Raw genomic sequence first — 19,300 nt, 5'->3', positions numbered from 1 at the left:
GGAAATTATTTTAATGGGATGCAATCAAAAAACTAAAAATAGATTTCCATCATGAAAAGAGTACTCCGAAAATTGTGCTTCGAGAGTTGATATCATGAAGTAAGGAATGAATTAAGGAAGGGGAGTATGGAGGATGAAGAAATGGATAGGCGTAAGTAGTCTGTTGTTATTGTTGTTTTTCTTTTATACAGCAGACTCGGTATCAGCTGCGAGCTTCGTTGTGTCTCCTGAAAAAATGACACTCGTCACGGGACAAACGAAAACGATACAAGTGAAAACAAAAGGAATTTCTAAACCGAGCTATAGCTGGAAGACATCGGATCGTAACGTAGTAACCGTTTCAAAAGGAAAGGTAAAAGCGATTGGAGCGGGCAAGGCGATGATTACGGTATATGAGCAAAAAACGAAACGAAAACAAATTGTTGCGGTGACGGTAAACTGGAAAAAACTTGACGCACAGGCAGCTTTTAAATCCGTTAATCCATCTGTTGCATATATTGAAATGATAAATAGGAACGGTGACGTTACTTCATTAGGGAGTGGCTTCGTCACAAAACAAGGAGAAGTCGTAACGAATCATCATGTCGTTTCAGGAACGGATAATGAGAGAGCACGTATTCATTTTCCGAACGGAATGATCTATGAGGCAAAATACATCAAAGCAGTGGATGAACAATTAGATTTAGCTATACTAGATGTCCCTCAAATGGTGAATATCGCTTCCTTGCGTACAGCAAAAGCAGGAAGTACGGGTTCTGTCATTTATGCCCTCGGGAGTCCAAAAGGTATTAGTAATACGATCACTCAAGGGATTCTTAGTAATCGTAGAGTGTATGATGGAGGACTTCCTTATATTCAATTCAGTGCGACCGTTAATCCTGGAAACTCGGGAGGACCACTCATCGATCAATATGGTCGGGTGATAGGTATCGTCTCTTGGAAACGTAGTGATGCGGAAAACATGAACTATGCTATTCCTTACGAACAATTAGATACCGTATTGCGAAAGCGTCAAACGATTTCGGATATCCAACAGCAACTTGTTGAGATACCAGTTGTTCAAGGGGAAGGAGAATTAGGCGAACAGGAATTAAACGATACGTTCGATCAAGCAGATATTATTCCATATGCACAAGGTTCGATTTCAGGTACGACGTTCGATGAGGAGGATGTGGACATATTTCGTTTTCACACGAATCGTAATATGAAATTGGTGTTGTTAGGAGAGTATGGGAGTCAGCTGGCTCCATATTTCAAGATCGGTCTTTATGATGTGGAAGGAGAGCCGATTCAATACAGTGAGCAGTTTGATCTTGAAGGAAATCTGATACAAGGATTAGTGGTAAACCTCGTTCCAGGCGATTATTTCATAGCAGTCTTTCCTATAGAAGGTCTTTCTGCGACAGACTATCAAGAAACACCTTATGATTTATTGTATGAGTTTACGACGGGTGAATCCTTGATCTCAAGCAATCAATTTGATAAGAGTCAGCAACTTTATCGAGTATTCAGTGATATCCGTAAGAAAAGTGTAGATTAAAGCATTTTACAAGCTAAAATATAATAGCTGTTGAAGTGACAAATTGTATTATTGACCGAGGAAATAGAGATAGAAGAACGTTCTTGACCATTCATTTAGAAGAAGCCGACTACTGCTTCCAAATGAATGGTTTTTATTTTTCAATAAAGAATCAATCCATATTCATCAGCTCTCTGAATTGAAAAAATTCATCTACAATGAAATGATAGAGTACATAAAAATATCAAATTTTCTATTAATTTATATATTTTAAATAAAATATTGAAATAAACGCAATATGGTAATAAAATCAATTGGAGTTATTAATTTCAATGGAATCAAAAGGAGAGAAGGAATTGAAGCAAACGATCGTAGGCTATGTTTTGGGGGTGCTCTTATGTTTCTTACTTCCGAGCATGGTCCTGGCAACCGAACACCCGACGCTTCTGCCGTATAAGGTAGAAGATCAAATACTAAAAGGAAAGGCGGAAGCGAAGACGACCGTTCATGTTCATGTAGACGACGTCTTATATACGAGTCAAGCGGATGAATCTGGTAGCTTCTCGATTAAGCTTCCGCAGCCAGTTGGCATGAAATCCGTTCACCTATACATACTGGATATAGACGGATATAAAGAGAACCAGATTTCCTATGAACCGACGAATCCGACGCCGACCGAAGAACCATTACCATCCGTTACTTACGTCGGACAGACGGAGAATAGTTTCTATTTAACGACGTCACCTGACGCGACGATCTATGCGTCTTACGAAGGGGACATCTATACGGGGAGACATCAGCTTCTCATCCCGAAAGGCGTTACGTCAGAGATGCGGGTCTATGCGAAGACGGATCAAGGGGCGAAAAGCGAGACGACACTGCTATCGACAAAAGTGCCAGCTACAATCGCCATCGAACCCTATGCGTTCGAAACAAAACAATTCGTCGGGAATGCGTGGCCGTATGCCGTTCTGACTTTCAAGGACGAAGAGACGGGAGCCGCCTGGACGGTCGTTGCAGATCCGAAGGGGAACGTGACGTTCCCATATACGCCAACGCTCGAGACAGTGAAGACAGGACGTACGCTTCAAGTAGTGAGTGCAGGATCTGTCTCTACTAAAACGACAGCAATCCTCCCGGCGTATCAGCCAAGTCCGACTGCAGCGTATTATCTACTCGTCGAAGCGCCACAAAACCAGATCGAAGGACTGACCTATCCAAACAGTCAAGTGTTGCTCGATGATACGATTTGCGCAACGAGTGACGCGACAGGTTATTTTCAGTGTGACGTCACGGAGATGCAGGAACCAGTTCATGAAGTGACGTTCAAACATGATGAACAGTCCCGATTGACATTCGTCGAGTTACCGGCAAGACCAGAATCGTTCCCGTTGACGCTCGATCAGCCGATTTCGTCCGAACATCCTGTTTTGTCCGGGAAGACCATTCCGAAGCGAGACTTTCGGGTCGAGTATGACGGGTTAAGATTTCCGCTAACTTCAGACGAGAACGGACAGTTTCACATGGAGTTCCCGAAACAATACAAGGGTGAAATCCGCTTGTCCGTCCGCTCGTTAGATGGCACTTTCTACGAAGTACGGTCTTGGACGGTTCAAGACAGACGACCGCTCGCCAAACCAGCGATGTCGTTCAACGGGAACACACTGGAGCTGACGAATCCACTGAAAGGCTCACCGGACGTCACTGGTAAGATCATCATCGAACATACGGACGGCAGTTTTGATGCTCAAACTTTCCTCTTCCCGAAACGAGACACTGAGGGGCAGCCTATACAAATCACAGGAATTCAGGAGGGCGATCGTTATACGTTGACGCTCTTGACGGACGAGCAGGATGTCCGAAAAGCGACGTTCGAGGGTGTCCTTCATCCGTTGACTGAGATGAATCTCGACTCCTTCGGTCCGTATGACCAGACGTTGACAGGGAAAGGCGAACCTGGCACGCGGATCCGTCTAGAGATGCCGATTGCGTATGATGCGTATAACTCGGGCGGATACACTATATTTGAAGGGACAGTTTCAAAAGACGGGAAATTCCTTTTGAAAACCGCCTCTATCGATACGTCCAAGACACGATCCATTGATTACTCAGGATGGATGCGGATCTCCATCACGCGTCCAGGAACAAAGGATGTACTGAAGTATAACCGCCAATTGACAGATGAAACCGTACCAGCGATTCGGATTCCGAAAATCAGTGACTCAAAGCGCGAAGTTTTGTTTAAATCCGACGACCTCCTGAAATCAGCGGACGTGCGTTATTACAAAGGAGAAACACTCGTTAAGACGGTGAAGCTGGACCTCTCACGATTCGGATTCTATCGCCATACGTGGGACAGCCAAACGAGCAGGACGTTCAAACAAGACGGCATCACCCGAATCGAAGTTCGGGGGACGAACCGTTCGGACATGACGTCTGATTGGGTGAGTACATCCGTTTTAAGTACAACTTATCCACCACTGACCGTCTACGAGATGCGTTTTGGTGAGACGGTGTTGCAAGCAAAAACAGCTCCACGTAAGAAGGTCCAAGCCGTCATCGGTGAGCAAAAGTATGAAGCAATAGCCGATACAAAAGGTCTTGTGACGATGCGCTTAAAACGAGCGCTCACGCAGCAGGATATCGTTCGTGTCACGATCCGAAACGAGGCAGGCACAGCGAAAACGACGGAAAAACGACCAGTCGATTACCCGGTCCAAGATATCCACTGGAGTGAGAAGAAGAACAAGATCTGGTTCGTCACACAGGATACACATCTTCGTCCGAGCCGTTATACGTTCAAAATCAACGGAAAAGAAGTCAAGCTAGCCGGTACGCGTCCGCGCTCCGTCTTCACCTTACCGAAGAAGATGAAAGCACCATTCCAAGTCGAATTGACGTTACGTAATTCGGACGGGACCGCGCGAGCGACGTTGAAAAAGACGATCCGTTCGACGTATCAGAATCAAAAGGTGACGAAGCTGACAGCGTCCGCAAAGACACGCCTGATTAAAGGGATCGCACAGCCGTATCATGCCGTCGAAGCCTATGACGACAATGATATGAACTTAGCTGGTGTCGACTTGTATCAAGATCAGCAGTTTTCGATGAAAGCGTATCGTGCACTACGAATCGGGAAGACGATCACGATCCATTCACGTGATCCCTTCGGACAACGATCAATCGTTTCTTTGAAAATCAAAGACGATATCGGACCAAAAACGCCGACGGTTTCACGCATCACTTCGAAATCGACCCGGATCAACGGGAAGACGGAAGCGAAAGCGAACATCGTCGTCACGTATAAGAAGAAAGCCTACCGGACGCAGGCAGATGCGAAAGGGAACTACCTCCTACGCATCAACGCTTGGAAAGCCGGAGAGACAGTCAGCATCTACGCAGAAGATGCTGCGAAAAATTGTTCCGCGAAAGTCATCACGAAAATCGTCAAATCCTAATCGGAATGATGTTCTAAGAAAGAAGGAGAAGAAACATGAAAAAATTCTTTAAGATCGTCTTGATCGTACTAGCCGTCTTAATCGGGCTGTTAGTATTGCTTGTCGCATGTAGCGACTCGGATACAGAGTCAGGCAAAGGAAAGAGCGGTACGAAGTCGGAAATCAAATCAAAAGGACCGTTGGCGGAGAAAGACTACGAGAAGATGTATACGGATCCGAAGAAATACAAAGGATATGAAGTAACGGTCCGTGGGAAAGTGTTCTCAGAACCAGAAAAAGATGAAGACGGTGTCTACTTCCAAATGTACGGGGATCCGGAGAATGCTGAAAAGAACACGATGGTCGCAGCAGATACGTCTTTGAAAATCAAAAGTGAACAGTATGTAGAAGTCAAAGGCATCGTAGTGGACGAGTTCTCAGGAGAGAATGCATTCGGTGGAGAAATCTCTGCTGCCGGCATTCGGGCAGAGAGCGTCAAGGAAATCAGCTACATCGATGCGATGGCACCAACGAAAAAGACGATTGAGCTGAATAAAGTCGTCGATCAACATGGTCTGAAGGTTGAACTGCAAAAGGTTGAACTAGCAGACAATCAGACACGTGTTTTCGTAAAAATTACGAACAAGACGAACGTCAATGCGACGTTCTTCGATTCAGGTTCCAAACTAGTCGTAGGGAATAAACAACTCGAGACAGAATACCTCGATAGTGAAGAATCTGGTCTCGCAGAAGTCCAGTCGGATATTCTACCGGGAATCGAAACGGAAGGGGTCATGATTTATCCTGCGGTCGAATCCGGAACGACAAGCATGAACCTGTTGATTGATGCTTCAAACGATAACTATGATATTGATTTCGCTCCGTATACGTTCGAGATCCCAGTTAAATAAGTGTATTTCACAGTAATACTCAAAGCGACAGTACTCGATTGATGACCGGAGACTGTCGCTTTTTTCTAGTACAGTATTCGTTAGGATTATACAGAGATAAAAAAGACCTGAACCCCATCTTGTGAGGAGTTCAGGTCGTCTACTATATAAACACGTTATCTTTTTTGTTTCGCTTTATCTTGAGTGAGTAATCGAAACTCATACAAGAAAACGGATAGAATCACGACGATCAGAATCGCAGCAAAGCTAGTCCCTTTTGGTAAATCGAGTGTAAAGATGACGATGGATGCGAAGATGACGATCAATAAAGAAATCAGATAGTCTTTTTTTCGATTCGACATACGTTCACTCCTTAAAGATTTGGCATAATCATTTAGTTTACATTATTTAGTATAACATATTTAAACGGTTTTATTGAGAATCAAATAATCATCACTATAGCTTATTTTACAGGAACCACGGTAGAGCTGTATGCTTCATACCATTTATCCCAAGCACCACGTGTGTGTTTTTCATATCTGATCTTGACTTTGAATTTTTTTGCTGTTGAAGCATTTAATACCTGTTGAATTTTTTTGGAGCCTAAATCTTTATCGATGACCAGTGAAGAGATGACATAAGAGGCAAGACCAGAAGATAGGCTTGCTTTTAATGTTTTCGCAATGGGATGAGTGACGAGCGTACCTGCGATCGTAAATCGGATATTATTTAAATCGTTATCGCTTTTTTCGGCTTTTTTGATTTGTTCCAAGAAACTGACGAGTTCTTTTCTTGAAACAGTCTCGGTCGTACTAAATTTTTCTCCGACATCTTTTGCACCCCCGTAACCAATCGTAATGACGGGACTAGCAGCAGATGATTTTTTCGGAAGCGTCGTAACCAACGAGAGAAGGAGGATTGACGCAATCATAATCATAGAGAACTTATAAATGGTTTTTCTTTTGATCAACATATTGCCACGTCCTTTCAAGAATTGGAGTACATGAACAACATACCGAATTTGAAGCAGGTGGTGATGTTTTGGATTACAGGCGTAATCACATTGTTTCCCATAATGTATAACGATAAAAGAATAAGAACTAATGAATCCACCAAAAATGTATTATTGGTCAATTCAAAATAAAAAAATGGTATAAAAAGACAAATTTGTAAATTCAAAAATGAAACCCCCTCATTTTATTTCACAATATGTAATATATATAATTCGATTATAGGTTCATTGTACCTTCATTTATCATCTCAGTTGATATAGAACATTTTTAAGAATAAAGAATTCAACCTGGACCTTTGAACTGTTCCCCGTCAAGTAGACAGGACAAATAATAAAAATTCTTTAAACAGTTTTCGCTCTGTATTCTGTTGGAGCCAAGCCGTTTAAGCTTTATTTCAACTATCTACTTGTGAGAATACCCAAGATAAACTCTTGAAGGAGACGAACGGTGAAATCCTCATAACAGGATTGACGCGAGGAACATATAGCTTCATCGAGACGCAAGCGCCTATTGGTTATCTGTTAGACTCTGAACAATGTATCATTCGTCTAAATAGCGGAAGAGAAGCAGTTGTCCGTGTCACGATAACGAACACGATTGATCCGAAAACACCTCACAAACCAGATGGGGAACAGATACACCGAATGAAGATGGGACAAGACCATCTAATTCAGTCGGTCTTCCTCAAACAGGTGAGTCCGAGCCATTCAGTACTCAGCCTATTGGGTTCTTGCTTGCGGCATTTGGAATTCTTCTACTGTCTCTAAGTAGAAGAAAAAAGAGTCAACGCGAAGGTTAAAGAGAGAAAGATAAGAATAGGATTACAAAAAGCTGTCCCGACGTATGTCGAGACAGCTTTTTCATTGTATCTGACATAGGGAAAGATTGATCAACGGAAGGGTAATAAGAAGACAAGAATACTAAAAATAATCACAGCTAAAGAAGGTAGGTAACGCGTGAGACGATTCATGAATAGTAGCTCCTTTTAATTAGAAAATTGAGGAATTAAATTTGGTTTAAAACCAAATAATGTAACCTTCTTTAGTTTAAAGGAAAAAATCTTTGATTATAGGCTCTGATTAACTTTTTATGGAAATGTGTTTTTGGATTAACTCCTTTTCAAGATAATTCCTTAGAAATAGTCACTAAAAAGGAAGTGCGACGTAACGATGTCGCGCTTCCTTTCTACTACTCCAATTTACTTGTATTTTTTACGAAGTGCTTTACTGAAACCGTCCGCATCACGATTCCCGACGACGTAGAAGTTGACGCTCGCATCTTTCTTGTACAATTTCTTATTGATCGACATCTTATACGAGCCATTACTGCGTGGCTTCGCCTTACCGAGTAGTTTCCATGATTTGCTCGACTTATGATAGACGTAAGCTTCGACGCGAACATCCTTGTTCGAAACAGATCCGGTCACTGTCCGAGTCGTACGTGTCAGTGTTTTCGTATCGACGGTTGCTGCTTTTGGAATGAATGTCCGCACCGTGAGGTCGATTGGATCGAGGTCGTACGAGATTGGATCTCGTGGTTCTTCCGTCGTATCGCCATCATCCTCTCCCGGCTCGTCCCCTTCATCGCCATCATCATCACCATCACCGTCGTCTCCTCCATCATCATCGCCATGAGAAGTGGCACGCGTTACGTAATAATCGTCCCAGTCATCTTCCATTCCATCATCATCGCCCGTGTAATCATCGACGCTCACGACTTCGAGGAAGTAGTTCGGTGTGACGTCGGAAGAATCATCTTCGTACTCATCGTCATAGTCATAGTCATACTCGTCGGAATCAGATTGGTGGTAGTCGTAGAAATCCTCACCGATCAATCCTTCTTCGGGTAACTCGATCGAATAGTTCCCATCCGCATCAGCTTTTGCATGAGCGACTTCTTGTAAGTCCTCTTCCTCTGTGTCGTCCGACTGTAAGACGACGATTGATCCGGCAGGTGCCTTTCCTTTCAAAACTTCCGTCCGTGTATGGATGTTTTTCGTTTCTACCGTGAATTCGTCTGTCGCTGCTTCAACAGGCGAAAGATAGACTGCGCTACTGAGACCAAGCGTCACGAGTGCTGTCCATGTCATACTTTTTTTCATCGTTAAACGCCTCCTTTTTCTGTAGTATAGCAAGGAAATTACTGGATATATTTTCAGTTTTAAATGATAAAGAAATGAGATTTTAAAAAACATCAATTTAGCGAAAATCAAAAATCCCTCTGTACTGAAAAACATACAGAGGGAAAAGAAATCTTATTTTTTTGCTGGAACCTTGATGAGGAATGGTACCGGTTTAGGCACGTCTTCGAACTTTGCGAACAAGACGACGAGGTGTTCGTACTTGTCTGGCGTTACGACAGCCTGATTTCCTTGAATCGTCACGATGTCTGGATGAGAGGATGTCCAGCCGTCAATGGATTTTGCTCCAATGCCAAGAACACCACCGTAACTTTTTGGCAGAGATGCTGATTTTCCTAATGTGAGTGAATCAACGATCGGATCGACGATGCTTCCTAAAAGATTGAGTAAGCCACTTAATAAGGAGGTGCGAACGTCTTGTGTAGATAACGATAAGCTGCTAGATGTATTTCCGGTTGCAGCTGAAAGTGTGAATGGGGCTATCTTTGAAGTCACTAGCACTTTACCTAAAGTTGTCATCAAACTTTCGTTACTAGACGACCAATTAAGAGGTGAACCGTTCAACGATTTAGGTAACTTTAAATCGAGATACACGTTCAGCGTCGGACTAGCAGTAGCGATGCGGGCGAGATCTTCTTTAAGGATCAGACTGAGATTTCCGGCAATCGTTCCATTGAATGTCTTACTTTTTAGAACGCTGTTTTTTGTGATCCATGCCGTCAACGTAAACGCCTGTGAAGAAACTGCTGGGATGATAGTACCTGTATTTGTGATGGCATTGGTATTACTAGAGGTCCATGTGATCGGTAACTTATTGACTTCAGTCGGCAAGTTGAGTGGTAATTTCAAATCTGTTAGTGAAGAGAGGGAGAGATCTTTCACTGCCTGATTTAGTTCCGCTTCTAGAGTCCATGGAACTTCAATTTCAGGAAATGATTTTTCAGCAGTCACACCATCTTTCTCTACTTGAACCGTGACGACAATGTTTTTGGTCGTATCGCCTCGAACGATGACTCCGCTACTCGATAATACACCTGGATCATCAGACGAGAGGGATAATTTTACTCCTGTAGGAGGTTGAATCACTAGATTTTCTGTTAATTTAGTCGGAATGGTGAGGTTCTTAAGATATGACTCTAATAGATCCCTGACAGATAAACCTGCCTGTGGAACCACTAAATTAGAGAAGGTTTTCTGTAATGTAGAACTTCCTTTTTTAGCAGTTATTTTAAGTGAGACGAGCTCATCTTTAATACCTGGAATGACGATTCCATCGTTTGAAAGTACATTCGTTTTGTCGGAAGATAACGTAACTTCAATTCCAGTAGGTGGCTTGATATTAAGATTATCATTGAGTAAAGAAGGAATTGATAGTTGGTCGAGGTATTTTTGTAGTACTTCGGTATCCGTCAATCCACGTTTCGGTACTGAAATTTTTTCAAATTGTTTAGAGAGCGATAGCCCATTTTTTGAAGCAATGACCGTAATATCAGTCGTTCGATCTACGATATCGCGTGTCAGGATTCCGGTACTAGATAACAACGAAGTAACGGAAGACTCGACACTAACGGTTATTCCTGCAGGTGGATTCAATGAAAGATCAGTTTCAAGTGATTTCGGTATCGAAACACCATTCAAATAATTCGTCAGTTCTTCTGTGACTGTCAGAGGACGTGCGGGTACTGAGAGGTTTGAAAACATCCTCGTCTTTGAAACACCATTCAGCATAGCTGTCACACTGACCGTAACAGTTTGAGCAGTGTCTGCTTGTTTAATAACGCCTGACGTTGCGACAATATCAGGTTGAGAAGAGGTCAGGTATACAGTCATTCCTTCCGGTGCGAGAGGCAACTGAATGTTTCGATTCAACGGACTAGCAATCTCGACTTGATCCAAATAAGTATCGATCAAGGCATCCGGTAACACCTCTTGTTTTGGGATCGTGATCAGTGGAAACTCCTTCTTACGAATGATTCCGTCTTTTGACGCAGTCACCGTCACGGAGACAATCTGATCAGTCAGACCGCGTGTCACGCTTCCGGTATTTGAAAGGACAGCTGTATTCGTTGAGAAGAAAGAGGTCTCGATTCCCGGTGTCATTGGGGTCGGCAAGTAATAATCAGTCGTCAAAGGTGACGGGATTTCGACCGTTCTCAAGTAATCATCAAGCAGATCGGACGTCGCGTTTTCTTTCTTTGGAATGGTCAAGTTCGAGAAAGTGCGTAATTTAGTAACGCCGTCTTTTGTCGCAATGACTGTTAATGAGACGATCTTATCCGTTTGACCACGGATGATTTGTCCTGTATTTGACAGGATGGATGTATTGGTTGAAGAAAGTGTCGTTTGAATTCCTTCAACTGTCGGAAGACTTACGTCACGCGTTAACGTACTCGGGATATCGAGTTTGTTCAAGTAATCTGCTAACAGTTCGTCAATCGCCGTATCTCGTTTCGGGACTTGATAGTTCCAAAAACTACGTGTACGTGTCACGCCGTTTTTCGTCGCCGAAACAAGAAATGAGACGGGTTGATCGGTCAGTCCACGTGTCACTTTCCCCGTCGACGAGAGGACATCTGGAAGAGAAGAGGTCAGAGAAAGTGTCGTTCCCGTAGCGGCAGGTAAGACTAAATCCCTTGTTAAAGGATTTGGGAATGTCAGACGACTCAAGTAATCGTCTAAGAATAACTCCGTCGCATTGTCAACTTTTGGGACAGTGATATTCGAGTAGAGACGTGATTTTTCGAGACTACCTTTTGAAGCCTTTACCGTGAGTGTGACGAGTTGATCTGTCAAATCACGGCGTACTTTACCGTCCGGTGTGACGATTTTTTCGTTTGAAGACACTAATTGGAATGTTATACCTTCTGCTTGCGGCAACTGAACGTCCTTCGTCAATGGACTTGCCAGCTTGAATTTGTCGAGAGTGAAGTCAATCAGTTCCTCGTCCGTCAGCTCACGTTTCGGAATCGTGATGCCCGAGAAGGAGCGTGTTTCTTCAAGGCCATTCAACTTCCCGACGATCGTGAACGCGACGTCACGTTCTTGATCTGTACGAGTGACTTGTCCGGTAGGCGATAGATTGCCGTCTGTGGAGCGAATGCTAAATGTGGCTCCATCCATTTGTGGAAACTGAATATTTTGGAGGAGCAGATTTGGAATCGTGATTCCTGCAAGCAATGCCTTCAGGATTTTTCGTGAGTCGTCCGGTGCTGGAGGCGTGACGACGTTACGAATCGTCACAGTGGAAGGCGCTGCATTTTGCGATCCACTTAAAATCGAGACATCATAGCGTCCGACCGGCAACATATTCGTTTCGATCCGGAAGTATCCTTGGCGATCACGTTTCAGTGGATACATGGATACACGGTCTTTATCGTCGATCAGGTACAGGTGATGTGTCATACCTTTTGCCGGATAGAGAATCCGACCGGTGACAAGCAGTCGGCGACCACTTTCAAACGGCGTATACTTCACGCTTTCATGTTTGACATCTGAGACGCGCAATGTATTTTTTCCAGCAATCAAAACATTTCGTCCGACGGCTGTGTACTTCACGCTTTTCTTCCCGAAGGACGCTGTCGTCGTACGTGTCCATTTAAGCGGATACGAATAGCGCTGTCCACCAGCAAAAATCGTCGATAGCCGTTCTGGAAGTTTGGCCGATTGATTTTTCCCGACCGTCTTGACGACAGGAGGGAGAATCGATTTCGGATAGTTTTTAATCGTGACGTACCAGTAGGCACTCTTAGACGTTCCCGAAACATTTCCTTTTATTTTTTGTTTTCGATCAATGATTTTTTTATCGAAGCTAACATTACTCCACTTTACGGATCGTTTTACTTTTTTTCCGTTCGCAAGTTTGACACGAACGGTCTTCGGTGGAGAAAGAGGTTTGACCGCAAACACGTCACCGCCATAGTGAACAGTTGATGCAGGACGGTATACTTTTTTGACGCTGCTTGATTTAGCGGCAGCAACGGATTGAAATGAGGCGGGGAAGGAAAGCAACAGACAGAGAAGAACGATTAGACTCTTTCGCATGACCAAACCTCCCTAGAAAATGTAGTGTCCAGGCAAATGATTGGCTCTCAGGTGTTGAAATTCCCTTGTTGTATGTAGACAAGAAAAGTAGAAAAATATGCGATGAACCTAATGAGAAGCTAGGTTCACCGCATATTTAGTTTAAACAGAAACGCACATCATTAACGTTTTGAAACTTTGATGATGATCGGAACTGGATTACTAAATCCTTCGAAGTTTGCATAGAGGACAACTACGTGATCATAGTCATCTCGTTTAAGCGTCAAGTTATTTCCTTGAATCGTTACGAGATCCGGATGAGAACTACTCCATCCTGTGATTTTACGTTCTCCGATACCCAGTAAGCCAATACCACCATATTTATCTGGCAGTGTGATGGTATTTTGATTCCCAGTGAGACCATTGAGGACCGGTTTCAGAACGTCTCCAAGTAAGTCAAGTAACCCACCGAGTAGACCGCCATTAGGGCGTTGAATAGCAAGATTCAACGTTTCTGACGTCCCTCCAGATGTTGCTGTCAGTGTGAATGGCGTTGAACTAGAGTCGTTCAAGATGGCACCTGTGCTACTTAATAACGATGGTGCACTCGAAGTCCAAGTAACCGCTGAACCATTCAATGAAGTCGGAAGGTTGAGGTTGTAACCGACGTTCAGCGTACCGACGCTCGACTTGATTTTAGCGATATCATTTTTAAACGATAGCCCCAGATTAGCTGCGACTGTTCCTGCGAATGTTTTCGTTTTCGTGATACCACCTTTTGTGACGCTTGCTTTGAGTGTGAAGTTTTGTAAGTTCAATGCCCCTTTCACGACACCGTCGTTCGAGATGACGTCCGGATTGTTTGAAGTCCATTGAACCGCAATTCCTTTCGAACTGCTTGGTAAATTGACGTTACCCGTTAAATTCAATAGATTCAGATTGATTGCATTCAGCGCAGCATCTAGCTCTGCTGAAAGACTGAGTGGCACAAGAATATTCGTAAACGTCCGTGATTTCGTGATGCCGTCTTTAGAGACGGTAACCGTCACAGAAATCGTTTTATCGACATCTGGTGGAGTCAGAATACCTGAGTTCGATAAAATATTTGGGTCTGACGCACTGATTGATAAGTTTACACCAGCTGGTGGTGTGAGCGACAAGTTCATTGTCAACGGACTGCTAATTGTCAAACCAGACAGGTAAAGATCAAGTAATTCATCTGTCGTTGCATCTTGTTTTGGAACCGTTAAGTTCCAGAAATCACGTGATTTCGTGATACCGTCTTTTGTGACCGAGACGACGATCGAGACCGTTTGATCCGTCATGCCGCGTGTGACGACACCTGTGTCTGAGATGACGCTAGGTTTAGTCGATGTGATCGAGACTGTAGCACCTGGAAGTGCTGGAAGGACGATGTTTTTCGTCACCGGACTCTTGATATCGAGTTTATCAAGATAGTCTTGCAACAGGCTATCTGTCGCATTGTCGACTTTCGGGACGAGGATGTTCGGGAAGTTCTTCGTTTTCGTCAAGCTGCCTTTCGTCGCGCGTAACGTCAAGTCGACTTGTTTATCTTCCATTCCGCGTTTGACGATTCCGTTGCTTGAGACGACGGCTTCATTCGACGAAATCAGCGAGAACGAGATTCCTTCAGCTGTTGGCAATGTGATATTCGTTTTGAGTGGATTGGCGATCGTGAAGTTCTGAAGCGTAAAGTCGATCAACTCTTCGTCCGATAAATCTTTTCGTGGAACGAGGATGTTCGAGAACGATTTGCTTTCCGTCACACCGCCAAATGTCGCCTTGATTGCAAAATTAACGGTTTGATCGGTCGCGCCCCGCATGACTTTTCCGCTGCTAGAGACAGCTGAGTTGTCTGAATCGACCGCGAACGAGACACCATCGACTTCTGGGAACTCGATGTCACTTAATAGGGGGTTCGAGACGTTGATGACGAGAAGTAACTTTTGAAGCAGTTCCCGTTTTTGTTCATCCGTTGGTTCCGTGATCGGTTTTTTGATCGTAATCGTGACGGATTTCGTCTTTTTCGAACCCGACAGGATGTAGACCGTGTAGTCTCCTGGTGCGAGTTCCTGACTTGTCACGTAGTAGTGACCTTTTTTGTCGAGCTTGAGATACATCTTCGTGCTCTCACCTGTCTTTTTATCCGTAATGACGAGGTAGCTCTTCATACCTTTTGCTTCATAGAGAATTTTGCCGGTTGCCCGAATCTTTTTCCCGTACGAGACGAGATAGTACTTCTGCATCGACTGGACGACATCGGATACTTTCAACTTGGCAGCCCCGTAGATTTCGAGGTTGCGTCCGACTGTCGAATACGTCAGATTTTTCGTACCGAATGAAGCTGTTGAGACCTTACTCCATTTGAGCGGATACGAGTAGCGTTGTCCACCCTCGAAAATCGTTGAAAGACGTGTCGGCAAGTTCGCTGGTTGATTCTTTCCGACGGTCATGACATTCGGAGCAAGTACCTTCGCTGGATAGTTTTTGACTTTGACATACCAGTACGCATTTTTTGATGTACCGTAGACATCTCCCTTGATCTTTTGTTTTTTTCCGATGTACTTCTTATCAAAGCTGACCTTACTCCATTTGACGGATCGATACGCATACTTCCCGTTCGAGAGCTTGACCTTGACGGATTTTGGATACGTCAATTTCTTCTTAGCATACTTCACGCCACCGTAGTGAACGAGATACTTCGGTGAGTAGACGGTCTTGACGCTACTCGAAGAAGCGGCAGAAGCACCCAATGGGGTCAACCCATAGGACAGAATGAGAAGAAGACTCAGAACAATTGCCAACCCTTTTTTCATCAATACAACCTCCTCTAAATCAATAGACTAAAGTGTGCATGGATGAACGTGCATCTCAGGTGTATAAAATAAAATTACCCTTTTATTATGGAAAATATGTAATATTTTTAACATAATTATATTAAATGGTATTTATTAGGCATCTAATATAGGTCAATTGACCTGAATCGTTGGTATAAGAGGATTTTAGAGATGTAATAAATATTCATCTTTTGAAGGTCTATATACTCATAAAGTTTCAATAAATAGTAATTTCGATCTAAATTTCAAATATATGACATACTTGTTTCTTTTATTTTCAAAAAGTACTAAATTCGGTCATCCAGTGTACGAATTAAGTGTTATTTCGAAATAAGGGTCATGAAAAAACGATAAAAATTGAATAAAAATGTAAAAATAAAAACTAAAAAGGAAAAATAGATAGAAAAAACCATTAAATCCATTATAATGAGATGAGGTATGAATGATGCATTCATGAAATGAACAGAAGAAAGAGGATGATCGAATGAAACGCATGACAACAACGGTACTTGCAGCAATGATCGCAGGCGCGACAGTATGTGCTGGAAGTGCATCGGCTGCTACGAAAGAGGAAACGAAGTATACGACGCAGTACACAAACTTAAAGACTGGTATGACGATGACGGAAGCAGCAAAAGTCTTATACGGTAAAGATTACAAAAAACAACTGGTGAAAAAGAGTGGCAGTACGGTTTTAAAGAAACAAGCGGAGTCGACGGAAATCTCGTACGGTCAAAAAACGAAGTTCTACTACTTCACGAATGGCAAGAACGGAGATAGCGATACGTCACTCATCTTCATGACGAAAAAGAACAGTTCGGTCTATCGATTGATCGGAAAATCCTTTGATATTTATCGTGAAAATACGAAGTCTGCCGCACGTGAAAGCACACGTAAGCTGGTAAAGGGCGCAAAGGTTAAAAAAGGAATGACAGCGAAGCAACTCGATGCGATTCTTTCTGGAACAGGGCTTGGGGAGTGGACAGGAATCGAGGCGACGGATTGGTCGTCGATTCAATCGAAAGCGGAACTCGCTGCGATCGGTGCAGAGAAGTCATCTTATAAGACGTATGTTTTCCCGACTTCGACGGGTGGACGGAAGATGGTCCTCATGAGTTACGACTATAAGAAAAAAACCTTCAAAGTCGCAGATCATACGTCACTATGAATACATACAGGAGTCCATCTTTTGCTAGATGGACTCCTGTTGTCTAAGCGGAGCAGGAATTGACGAGATCGAGCAGATGAAATCATTTAGCTGAAGGAGGAATTCCCATGCAACACGACGAGTACTTGCACGAATATCTCATCTCACATCCGACGTTCGCAAAACCGACGATCAAAGCCTACCGTAGTGACGTCCGGCATATGGAACGTGCCGGTCTCTCGTGGTCGATCGCATCGCTCCAGCACTACTTCGATCAGATGCGTCTGAGCTATCAGCCGTCGACGATCCTGCGGCGGTTCCATGCCTTGCGTTCACTCGGGAATGTGCTTGTCCGAGCCGGGAGGTTGCAACGGAATCCACTGCATGACGTGTCACCGATTACCCACCAACGTTTTCCCGACGAGACTTACCATGATTTACAAGAAGGGCTGTCGATCGTCCGTAGCATCGAGGACCCGATGTACCGTTTGTTTTTCGAGGTGATTTGCCAGACCGGTCTCCGCTTCACTGAAGCACGCCTGTTATCCGTTACGGATATCGATTTTAAGACGCATACGCTATTCGTCCGCTACGGCAAGGGACGTCGCCTGCGGACGATTCCGATCGGAATGATGCTGTCGCATCGTCTCCTACATTTCCTCGGTGAGCGCAAAGAGGGCATTCTGTTTCAGTCCGTGACCGGACGCCATCTGCACGAACAGACGGCGCGTCTCGTTCTCCGTGATGCAGCCTTGCGCTTGAGCGGTGCACCGCTCCGCCCGCATGCGCTCCGGATCGCATATGCGACCTATCTGCATCATGAAGGAGGCTGTACGATCGTTGAGATCCAGCGCTTACTCGGTCATGCGCATCCGACGACGACCGTCGGCTATATCCGGAGTCGTACGAACCGAATCCGGGAGATCCTCAATACGTTGTCGGCTTGAGTCGGTTGACCGAGGCGCGATCGATATCGCTGGAAGGAAGGATATAGTGTTGGGTCGTCCGGACGTCCCGGTGACCGAGTAGACGCATGATCGTCAATACGTCCGTCTCATGTTCGTGGTAGAGCGTGGTCGCAAAGGTCACCCGAAGATCGTGCGGACGGAGAATCCGACCGAGCTGCGTTTGACTCGCTTCGCGTAACGTCGACCGAATCCGTTCTGCCGGGAAGCGACGACCCGTCTCCGTTGAAAACAATTCCTGCGAAGGGACGCATGTTGTCTCAAGATAACGCAATAAGACGTGATGCAATTCGTCATGTAACGGCAGGTGACGCATACGTCCTCCTTTTCCGTGACGAACGAAGAGTTGCTTGGTATCCCAATCGACATCCGTCAGGCGTAAAGCATGTGCCTCGGCGAAACGAAGTCCCGTATGGAGCAGTAAAAAGCAGAACGCGTAGATGGTCTCGTCCGTAATCCGTTCGAGGACGGACCGGACCTCATCATACGAAAAGCGGGGGCGTCGACGGGCAATCGGGGGATGACGTTTCGTTTGCGCGAGGGGATTGTGTGCTAAGGCGCGTTCAGTAACGAGTTGGTCGAACAGTGTCGACAGGGCGTGGAGACGACGGGCGACAGTCGTCGAAGCATACGACGTTCGCAGTAAGGTGCCGTACCGTTGCATTGAAGGAACATCAATTCGGGTCACGTTGCGACACAGATGACGGACGTCGCTGCGGTAAGCTTTTTTCGTCAATGGACTGTAGGGTCCTTGTTCGATCAACGTTAATAATCGTTCTTCATAGAACACCATCATCCGAGCAAATACTCGACTTTCTTACGGAGTTCGGATTTCAAGGACCGGAGCCGGGCGTGCGAATATCCGAGCGTCTCTTCCGTCCCGTTCATCAAGGATTCAAGGAACGTGAACTCCGTCGCCGATAAGTCTCGCTTGAGTTCATTCATCAGGTAGGTGAACGACAGATGTGGGGTACGCGGGCGTTCCGGTAACGCGTCGGAGACGACTTCTGTTGCGAGCGTCCGGTTACGGGTCGCCAGGTAATCGAGCATCGCGCCTTTCGCGCGAATCCGAACGAAAGTGACGGTCAACGTCTTGCCATCCTCGATCGATTTCCAGAGTCGGAGCAAAGCGGCTTGCCGGCATTCATCTTGTTCATTTGGGTGGATCGACAGGCGAGAGAGCAGGGAGTTGATGAGGGGGAGCCAGTTGCGAAGAAGTTCATTCATCGGAGGGAGTCCTTTGACGAGATATGCATATCTGCTATGTATTCCGCGGTAGTTTCAGTATAAGTAGAGTTATCCGATACAGCC

Annotated in this window: 13 protein-coding genes and 1 pseudogene; 7 read left to right on the top strand and 7 right to left on the bottom strand. The window is 44.6% G+C overall.

All coding sequences use genetic code 11. From position 1 onward, the window contains the following. The first annotated feature begins 133 nt into the window (after positions 1–133). From U719_RS16550 to U719_RS14120, 3 genes are all read left to right on the top strand, one after another. On the top strand, positions 134–1,540 hold the full coding sequence (locus tag U719_RS16550) for a serine protease (RefSeq protein ID WP_023469462.1): 1,407 nt from the start codon (positions 134–136) through the stop codon (positions 1,538–1,540). A gap of 311 nt (positions 1,541–1,851) precedes the next feature. Then, positions 1,852–4,977 (top strand): Ig-like domain-containing protein, encoded by a 3,126-nt coding sequence (locus U719_RS14125; protein ID WP_023469461.1) that lies wholly within the window; start codon positions 1,852–1,854, stop codon positions 4,975–4,977. Positions 4,978–5,012: 35 nt separating this feature from the next. Further along, on the top strand, positions 5,013–5,867 hold the full coding sequence (locus tag U719_RS14120) for a hypothetical protein (RefSeq protein WP_023469460.1): 855 nt from the start codon (positions 5,013–5,015) through the stop codon (positions 5,865–5,867). 155 nt (positions 5,868–6,022) lie between these two features. Here U719_RS14120 and U719_RS14115 read toward each other — a convergent pair whose 3' ends face one another. Both U719_RS14115 and U719_RS14110 read right to left on the bottom strand, forming a co-directional pair. Beyond that, the gene (locus U719_RS14115) at positions 6,023–6,208 is read right to left on the bottom strand and encodes a hypothetical protein (protein ID WP_023469459.1); all 186 of its coding nucleotides are present in this window, start codon (positions 6,206–6,208) and stop codon (positions 6,023–6,025) included. A 101-nt stretch (positions 6,209–6,309) separates the two neighbouring features. Beyond that, positions 6,310–6,819: a hypothetical protein gene (locus tag U719_RS14110; RefSeq protein ID WP_023469458.1), complete on the bottom strand. Its 510-nt coding sequence runs from the start codon at positions 6,817–6,819 to the stop codon at positions 6,310–6,312. Between the two features lie 444 nt (positions 6,820–7,263). On the opposite strand from U719_RS14110, the pseudogene U719_RS17145 reads away from it, so the two are divergent. Further along, positions 7,264–7,401 (top strand): annotated as a pseudogene (locus tag U719_RS17145) (prealbumin-like fold domain-containing protein); the annotation flags it as partial. Positions 7,402–7,580: 179 nt separating this feature from the next. Then, on the top strand, positions 7,581–7,658 hold the full coding sequence (locus tag U719_RS17140) for a hypothetical protein (RefSeq protein WP_081706964.1): 78 nt from the start codon (positions 7,581–7,583) through the stop codon (positions 7,656–7,658). Positions 7,659–8,057: 399 nt separating this feature from the next. On the opposite strand, the gene U719_RS16880 is transcribed toward U719_RS17140, so the two are convergent. From U719_RS16880 to U719_RS14095, 3 genes are all read right to left on the bottom strand, one after another. Then, positions 8,058–8,960: a hypothetical protein gene (locus U719_RS16880; RefSeq protein WP_023469457.1), complete on the bottom strand. Its 903-nt coding sequence runs from the start codon at positions 8,958–8,960 to the stop codon at positions 8,058–8,060. Between the two features lie 153 nt (positions 8,961–9,113). Continuing rightward, positions 9,114–13,040 (bottom strand): immunoglobulin-like domain-containing protein, encoded by a 3,927-nt coding sequence (locus U719_RS14100; RefSeq protein WP_023469456.1) that lies wholly within the window; start codon positions 13,038–13,040, stop codon positions 9,114–9,116. A 161-nt stretch (positions 13,041–13,201) separates the two neighbouring features. Next, positions 13,202–15,856 (bottom strand): immunoglobulin-like domain-containing protein, encoded by a 2,655-nt coding sequence (locus U719_RS14095; protein WP_023469455.1) that lies wholly within the window; start codon positions 15,854–15,856, stop codon positions 13,202–13,204. Between the two features lie 505 nt (positions 15,857–16,361). On the opposite strand from U719_RS14095, the gene U719_RS14090 reads away from it, so the two are divergent. Both U719_RS14090 and U719_RS14085 read left to right on the top strand, forming a co-directional pair. Continuing rightward, positions 16,362–17,045: a hypothetical protein gene (locus tag U719_RS14090; protein WP_023469454.1), complete on the top strand. Its 684-nt coding sequence runs from the start codon at positions 16,362–16,364 to the stop codon at positions 17,043–17,045. A 107-nt stretch (positions 17,046–17,152) separates the two neighbouring features. Then, the gene (locus tag U719_RS14085) at positions 17,153–17,971 is read left to right on the top strand and encodes a tyrosine-type recombinase/integrase (RefSeq protein ID WP_023469453.1); all 819 of its coding nucleotides are present in this window, start codon (positions 17,153–17,155) and stop codon (positions 17,969–17,971) included. Here the strand turns inward: U719_RS14085 and U719_RS14080 are convergent. Then, the gene (locus U719_RS14080) at positions 17,952–18,785 is read right to left on the bottom strand and encodes a tyrosine-type recombinase/integrase (RefSeq protein ID WP_023469452.1); all 834 of its coding nucleotides are present in this window, start codon (positions 18,783–18,785) and stop codon (positions 17,952–17,954) included. The genes U719_RS14085 and U719_RS14080 overlap by 20 nt on opposite strands. Further along, entirely contained in the window at positions 18,782–19,216 is a 435-nt protein-coding gene (locus tag U719_RS14075) for a sigma factor (RefSeq protein WP_023469451.1), read from the bottom strand. The genes U719_RS14080 and U719_RS14075 overlap by 4 nt, the downstream gene beginning before the upstream one ends. Positions 19,217–19,300: the final 84 nt, after the last annotated feature.

Origin of the sequence: Exiguobacterium sp. MH3 (assembly GCF_000496635.1) — a bacterium.
Lineage (GTDB): Bacteria > Bacillota > Bacilli > Exiguobacteriales > Exiguobacteriaceae > Exiguobacterium_A > Exiguobacterium_A indicum.
This window is presented reverse-complemented; position numbering and strand designations above follow the sequence as displayed.